Raw genomic sequence first — 6,761 nt, 5'->3', positions numbered from 1 at the left:
GGCGGCGCGCGCGAGCTGTACGGCGAGGCGGACGCGCTCGACTGGGCCGGGCGCCGCGGCTACGCGCGCATCGCCGCCGCCGCCGGCGTGCCGGTGGTGCCGGTGGCGATCGCCGGCGCCGACCAGCAGCACCCGCTCCGCCTCCCCTTCGGCAAGGACGGCTCGCTGTGGCTCCCGCCGGTGCCGCTGCCGGTGGCGCTCGACTTCTGGTTCGGCGCGCCCATGCCGCCGCCGCCGCCCGGCGACGCGGCCGCGGTGGCCGCCTTCGCCGACGGCGTCGCGGCCGCCACGCAGGCGCTGCTCGACGAGGCCGTCCGCGCACGGCGCGCACCCCCCTGGAGCCGCACGTGAGCCGCCAAGCCCCCCACGATCCGCCGCCCCCGCTCGATCCCCGCCACCCGGCCTATCGCTGGATCCTCGGCGGCGCGCGCCGGCTCGCCCGCTACCACCACATGACGGTGGAGGGCGCGGTGCCGAAGGGCCCGTGCATCTACGTCGCGCTGCACGGCGCCGGGTACCTCGTGCTCGACCTGGTGCTCGCCGGCTACTTCCTCGGCTGGAAGGAGTTCCACGAGAGCGGGCGGCTGGAGGACTGGCGCCCGCTGCGCATCGTCGGGGCGGAGTCGCAGATCGAGCGCTTCCTGCCCGGGCTGCCGCGCGCGAAGGAGCACGCCGGCATCATCGGGACCGACGAGGAGGACTGCGTCGCGGTGCTGGAGCGCGGCGAGTCGCTGCTCGTGACGCCCGGCGGCATGCGCGAGGCGCAGCCTTCCCGCGACTTCTACCGGCTGCGCTGGGACGGGCGGCTCGGCTTCGCGCGCATGGCGGTGCGCACCGGCGTGCCCATCGTCCCGGTGGCGGTGGTGGGCGGCGCGGAGGCGTACCCGGGCCTGCGGTGGGGCAAGCTCTCGTTCTGGTCGCCGCTGCCGCTCCCGGCGCGGCTCGAGATGGCCGTCGGCGAGCCGATCCCGGTGGAGCGGCGGCCGGGGTCGGCGCGGGATCCGGCGGTGGTGAAGCCGCTCCAGGAGCTGGCGCGGGCGCGGACGCAGGCGCTCTACGATCGGCTGGTCGCGAAGCGGAGGGCGGGGCGGTGACCCTCTGGCGCATCGCGAGCGACTGGCACCTCGCGCCGGGCAGCCCGGCGGTGCACGGGCGGCTGGCGCGCGCGTTCCTGGCCCGCGCGCGCGCCGACGGCGCCTCGGTGGTGCTGAACGGCGACGCGTTCGACGACCTGTTCACGGGGGGTGGACGGGCCGAGGCGGCGCACCCGCTGGTCGTCGCGGAGCTGGAGGCGCTCGGCCGCGAGGGCCGGCTCCGGCGGACGCGCGGCAACCACGATCCGGACGCGGGCGAGGAGCGGGTGGTGCTGGAGCTTCCCGGGACTGGCCGCGTCCTGGTCGCCCACGGGCACGCCGCCGATCCGGTGAACGCCTCCGCGCTGGGGCGGCTCGGCGACGGAATCTCCCGCCGCTTCGGTCGGTTCGGCGTGGTGCGGGGCGCGGCCTGGTTCGCCGAGGCGGCCGCGCGCGCGGTGGCCGAGGACTGGATGGTGGCGACCTTCCGCCGCCGGTGCCTGGCCGAGGTGGAGCGCGAGGGCTTCGCCCTGGGCGTGTTCGGGCACGTGCACCGGGCCCACCTCGCGCCGGGCGATCGCTACGCCAACGCGGGCTCGCTCCACGGCGAGGCCCTCGAGTACCTGGAGCTCGGCCCCGGCGGGCCGCGGCTCGCCGTGCTGTGCGCCGCCGACCTGCCGGACCCGGGCACGGACCCGGCCGCGAGGCGGTAGATTGAGGAGCCGCGCCCCGGGCGCGGGATGAGGTAGAAGACGCCATCCATGCGCATCATCGAAGCCTTCGTCCGCTTCTCCGAGCGGCGCCGCGTCGCCATCCTCGCCGTCGCCGCCCTGGTGGCCCTGGCCGGCGGGTACGGCACGTTCCGCCTGTACGCCGACCTGCGCCCCGACATGTCGGAGCTGCTCCCCGCCAACAGCCGGAGCGCGCGGGACCTGGAGGCGCTCACGAAGCGCATCGGCGGGTTCGCCGAGCTCTCGGTGGTGCTGGCGGGGAAGGACCCGCTCGCCCTGCAGCTGTTCGCCGACGACCTGAACGACGCGCTCCAGGACGCGCCGCCGGGCCTGCTGCGGTGGGTCGAGTACCGCGTGGACGAGGCGCGCGATTTCTTCAAGCCGCGCCTGCTGCTGTTCCTCTCGCGCGAGGAGCTGGCCACGCTGCGCGACACGCTCGGCGCGCGGGTGGCGTGGGAGCGTGCGCGGCAGGCGGGCAAGGCCGAGGGGCCGGCGCCGGACGTGGAGGGGCTGGTCGACCGGATCGCCGGCGAGCGCAAGGGGCTGCTCGGCAAGTTCCCGAGCGGCTACGTGATGGGCGAGGTGCCCGGCCGCGAGCCGGGCGAGACCATGACCGCGCTCGCCATGGTCATCCGGCTGGACGCGCCGCCCGACGACTACCGCGACGTGGTCGCGCTCGAGCGGGTGGTGAAGGAGACGGTCGCGCGGCTCGATCCCGCGAAGGCCGGCATCGAGGTGGGCTACGGCGGCTACGTGGCCAACAACATCCTCGAGCACGACGCGCTCGCCGAGGACCTGGTGTGGGCCACCATCCTGGTGCTGCTCGCGGTCGCTGCCTCGGTCGTGGTCTACAACCGCACCTGGAAGGCCGTGTTCGCGGTGGGCGCGCCGCTCCTGGTGGGCACCTTCGCGACGTTCGGGCTGGCCGAGATCTTCGTCGGCCACCTCAACTCCAACACCGCCTTCCTCGGGTCCATCGTGGTGGGCAACGGGATCAACGTCGGGCTGATCCTGTTCGCGCGGTACCTCGAGGACCGCCGGCGCGGGCAGGCTCCGGGGCCCGCCATGGTGACCGCGCTCGCGAACACCTGGCTCGCCACCCTCACCGCGGCGCTCGCCGCGGGGGTGTCCTACGCCTCGCTGCTCTCCACCGACTTCCGCGGCTTCAACCAGTTCGGCCTCATCGGCGGGCTGGGCATGGCGTTCTCCTGGCTCTCCGCCTACGCGGTGACCCCGGCGCTGGTGCTCGCGTGGGAGCGCCGCGCGCCCATCCCGCGGCAGGGGCAGCGCCCGGCCCGCCCCATCTTCACCTACGCCATCTCGGCCATCGTGGAGCGCGCGCCCCGCCGCATGGTCACGGTGGCCGTGCTGCTCTCGATCGCCTCGGCCGTGCTGGTGGTCCGCTGGTCGCGGGATCCCATCGAGCACGACTTCCGCCGCCTGCGCGACCAGTCGGCGCTCGCCGAGGGCGGCCCGGGCTGGTGGGACCAGCGGGTGGACGCGCTGCACGGCGACCACCTCTCGCCCACCGCCATCCTGGCCCGCGACGAGGGCGAGGCGCGCGCCATCGCGAAGGCGCTCGACGCGCACATGCGCGCGACGCCCGACACCACCTTCGGGCACGTGCTCTCGATCGCCGCGTTCGTGCCGGAGGGCCAGGAGGCGAAGCTCCCGCTCGTCCGCGAGCTGCGCGCGCTCGCCACCCCGGAGAACCTCTCCTTCCTCTCGCCGGAGAAGCGCCTCGCCATCGAGCAGGTGCTCCCGCCGGCGGACCTGCGCCCGTTCGGCGCGAAGGACCTGCCGGACATGATCCGGCGCCAGCTCACCGAGGTGGACGGGCGCGTGGGCACCCCGGTGCTGGTCTACCCCTCGGGCCGGATGGACGTCTGGAACGGGCTCGACGTGCGCCGCTTCGCGCGCGAGCTGCGCTCGGTGCCGATGCCGCGCGCCGACCTGCCCATGGCCAGCTCCACCCTCGTATTCGCGGACGTGCTCGACGCGATCGAGCGCGACGGCCCGCGCGCCACGGTGCTGTCGCTCCTCGGGGTGGTGGCGCTGGTGATGATCGCGTTCGGGCTCGGGCGCCGCTCGGTGCGCTCGCTCGGGGACGCCCTGGGCGTGCTCGCGGCGCTGGGCGTCGGCGTGCTCTGGTTCATGGGGCTCGCCGGGGCGCTCCAGCTCCGGCTCAACATGCTGAACTTCATCGCGCTGCCCATCACGTTCGGCATCGGCGTGGACTACGCCACCAACATCTTCCAGCGCCGGCGGGTGGACCACGCGGGCTCGGTGGCGGACATCGTCCGGACCACCGGCGGCGCGGTGGCGCTCTGCTCGCTCACCACCATCATCGGCTACTCGTCGCTGCTCATCGCCCGGAACCAGGCGCTCATCTCGTTCGGGCTCCTGGCGGTCCTCGGCGAGGTGGCGTGCCTGGCGGCGGCCCTGCTGGCGCTGCCCGCCGCGATGCGCTGGCGGGAGCGGTCGCGCGCCCGCGCGGCGGCGGCGCAGGCGGCCGGCACCGACGCGCAGCCGCAGCCCTGACCGGCCGGGAGGCCGATCGGCGGCGCGATCAGGGACGGATCAGTCCGCCCCCACCTGCTCGAGCGCCCACTCGAGCTGCTCGCGCGAGAAGGGCTTCTCCAGGAACGCCTCCGCGGCCGGGCGGTCGCGCGAGGCGCGCTCGCCGCTCATGGCGATGATCGGCACCACCGCGAGGCGCGGCGTCCGGCGGATGCGCGCCACCAGGTCGTGGCCGGTCATGCGCGGGGTGTAGAGATCCACCAGCACCGCGGCCGGCCGGGGGCCGCGGGCCAGCAGCTCCCACGCCTCCGCCCCGTCCACCGCGGGAGCCACCTGGTAGCCAACCCGCACGAGCAGCGCACGGATGGCCTCCCGCATGCCGGGGTCGTCCTCGACGAGGACCACCCTGCGAACGACGTTTCCGGTGGCTGCCACGTACCGAAGCTAGACAGCGCGGGCCCGCGGCGCGACCGCCGACCCACCCGGCGGCGCGACGCAGCGTACGCCTCAGCCGGCCGACCCGGAGGGCGGGCTCTCGACGGAACCGGCCGCGGCCGCCGCCGCCCGCCGGCGCGCGCGCCAGGCGAGCACGGCGCCCGCCGCGAGCACCCCGGCCGCCGCCGCCCAGGGCCAGAGCGCCTCGAGGCGCACCTCGCCGGCGAGCCGCGCGTAGCCGGCGCCGAGGGCCCAGCCCAGCCAGAAGTAGATCGTCGCCCAGAGCGCGCCGGCGACCAGCGTGCCGGCCACGAACGTGCCCTGGCGCAGGCGGAGCGCGCCCGCGACCACCGTCATCACGATCCGCAGCCCGGGGATGAGCCGGCCGACGACCACCGCCGCCGCGCCGCGGCGGGTGAGCCACGCCTCGAGGCGCGCCTCCCGCGCCTCGGTGTAGCCGAAGCGCCGCGCCACCCGGAGCAGCAGCGGCCGGCCGGCGTGGCGCGAGACGAGGTAGAGCACCGTCGCGCCGAGCACGGTCGCCGAGGTCACCACCGCGGCGGTGGGCAGGAACGCGGCGCGGTGCGAGTGGGCGAGGAAGCCCATGGCCGCGATGAAGAGGTCGCCGGGGAGGGGCAGCGGGATGCCCGCCTCCTCGGCCAGGATCACCGCGAACAGGCCGCCGTAGTGCCAGCGCTCGAGGAAGGAAGCGGGGCTCTCCACCCACGCTTCCATGCCACGAACCGCGCCGGCGCGGAAGCGACGGTTCGCGCGGGGGCTTGGCGCGCCCGGTGCGCCTGCGCACCCCTTCCGACATGGCGGGTGCATCGCAGGGCTTCCACGAGCGCGAGGACGCGCTCTCGGCGCGGACCAGGGACCTCCACCGGGCGCTCGTCTCCCTGCAGGAGGAGCTGGAGGCGATCGACTGGTACCAGCAGCGGGTGGACGCCGCCTCGGATCCCGAGCTGAAGCGCGTGCTGCAGCACAACCGCGACGAGGAGGTGGAGCACGCCATGATGGTGCTCGAGTGGATCCGTCGCAACGACGTGGTGTTCGCGCGGATGCTGCGGATGCACACCGGGCACGCCGGGCCGATCGTGCGCGAGGAGGAGGCCCGCGAGGCGGCCGGCACGGCGGACGTCGAGGGGCGGGCGGGCCGGGAGGGCGATCGATGAGCTGGCAGGACCGCGACGGCGCGCCCTTCGGGCAGCAGGTGTGGGACCGGATCGACGAGGCGATCGGGGCGGCGGCCGCCGAGGCGCGCGCCGGGCGGCGGCTCCTCAGGGTGGTCGGGCCGCTCGGGTTCGACGCGCGCGCCGGGGTGGCGGAGGACGCGCCGGCCGGCGGCGAGGACGAGCCGGGGGCGGGCGACGAGACGCACGTGCACGTGCCGAGCGTGCGCGCGCTCCCGGTGCTGCACCGGACGTTCCGGCTCGGCGCGCGGGCGGTGGAGGCGCTCGAGCGGCGCGGCGAGCCGCTGACGCTCACCGAGGCGGCCGAGGCGGCGCGCCGGATCGCGCGCGCCGAGGACCGGCTGCTGTTCGAGGGGCACGCGGGCGCGGGGGTGCGCGGGCTGCTCGATCACCCCGGCCTCGTCGAGGTGCCGGCGGGCGACTGGGCCGACCCGGGCCGCGCCGGCGACGCGCTGCTCGCGGCGCTCGCCGCGCTCGACGCGGCGGGGCGGCACGGGCCTTACGCCGCGGCGGTGTCGCCGGCGCGCTTCTACCAGCTCTTCCGCCCGTTCCCGGGCACCGCGCTCACGCCCTACCAGCAGCTCCTCCCCGCGTTCGAGGGGGGGATCGTGAAGGCCCCCGGCCTCCGCGACGGCGCGGTGGTGGTGGTCCGCTCCGCCTCCGGCCCGCAGGCCGTGGTCGGCCAGGAGCTCACCGCCGCCTACGACGGGCGCGAGGGCATCTTCCACCTCGTCTCGCTCGCCGAGTCGGTGACGCTGCTCCCCGGCGCGCCGGGGTCCGTGGCGGTGGTGCGGTAGCGCCCCGGACCC

Annotated in this window: 7 protein-coding genes and 1 pseudogene; 6 read left to right on the top strand and 2 right to left on the bottom strand. The window is 76.2% G+C overall.

Annotation, left to right across the window (positions count from 1 at the left end):
• The 4 genes and pseudogenes from PSR1_RS20640 to PSR1_RS20625 all read left to right on the top strand — a co-directional run.
• Positions 1 to 351 (top strand): annotated as a pseudogene (locus tag PSR1_RS20640) (glycerol acyltransferase); the annotation flags it as partial.
• On the top strand, positions 348 to 1,094 hold the full coding sequence (locus PSR1_RS20635) for a lysophospholipid acyltransferase family protein (RefSeq protein WP_059439269.1): 747 nt from the start codon (positions 348 to 350) through the stop codon (positions 1,092 to 1,094). The pseudogene PSR1_RS20640 and the gene PSR1_RS20635, both read left to right, overlap by 4 nt.
• Complete coding sequence (locus PSR1_RS20630) at positions 1,091 to 1,786, top strand: metallophosphoesterase (protein ID WP_059439268.1); 696 nt, start codon at positions 1,091 to 1,093, stop codon at positions 1,784 to 1,786. The genes PSR1_RS20635 and PSR1_RS20630 overlap by 4 nt, the downstream gene beginning before the upstream one ends.
• Positions 1,787 to 1,834: 48 nt before the next feature.
• The gene (locus PSR1_RS20625; RefSeq protein ID WP_059439267.1) at positions 1,835 to 4,345 is read left to right on the top strand and encodes an RND family transporter; all 2,511 of its coding nucleotides are present in this window, start codon (positions 1,835 to 1,837) and stop codon (positions 4,343 to 4,345) included.
• A gap of 39 nt (positions 4,346 to 4,384) precedes the next feature.
• Here PSR1_RS20625 and PSR1_RS20620 read toward each other — a convergent pair whose 3' ends face one another.
• A complete protein-coding gene (locus PSR1_RS20620) occupies positions 4,385 to 4,759 on the bottom strand; it encodes a response regulator (RefSeq protein ID WP_059439266.1) in 375 nt (124 codons plus the stop codon).
• Between the two features lie 72 nt (positions 4,760 to 4,831).
• Complete coding sequence (locus PSR1_RS20615; RefSeq protein WP_237758177.1) at positions 4,832 to 5,482, bottom strand: DedA family protein; 651 nt, start codon at positions 5,480 to 5,482, stop codon at positions 4,832 to 4,834.
• A gap of 92 nt (positions 5,483 to 5,574) precedes the next feature.
• Between PSR1_RS20615 and PSR1_RS20610 the strand changes: the two genes are divergently transcribed.
• Together PSR1_RS20610 and PSR1_RS20605 are read left to right on the top strand one after the other, a co-directional pair.
• Positions 5,575 to 5,934: an encapsulin-associated ferritin-like protein gene (locus tag PSR1_RS20610; RefSeq protein ID WP_059439270.1), complete on the top strand. Its 360-nt coding sequence runs from the start codon at positions 5,575 to 5,577 to the stop codon at positions 5,932 to 5,934.
• Positions 5,931 to 6,749: a family 1 encapsulin nanocompartment shell protein gene (locus tag PSR1_RS20605; protein WP_059439264.1), complete on the top strand. Its 819-nt coding sequence runs from the start codon at positions 5,931 to 5,933 to the stop codon at positions 6,747 to 6,749. Before PSR1_RS20610 ends, PSR1_RS20605 begins: the two co-directional genes overlap by 4 nt.
• Positions 6,750 to 6,761 lie beyond the last annotated feature (12 nt).

Origin of the sequence: Anaeromyxobacter sp. PSR-1 (assembly GCF_000964525.1) — a bacterium.
GTDB lineage: Bacteria > Myxococcota > Myxococcia > Myxococcales > Anaeromyxobacteraceae > Anaeromyxobacter.
Note: the sequence above shows the minus strand (reverse complement) of the source record. Positions and strands in the feature narration are given on the sequence as shown.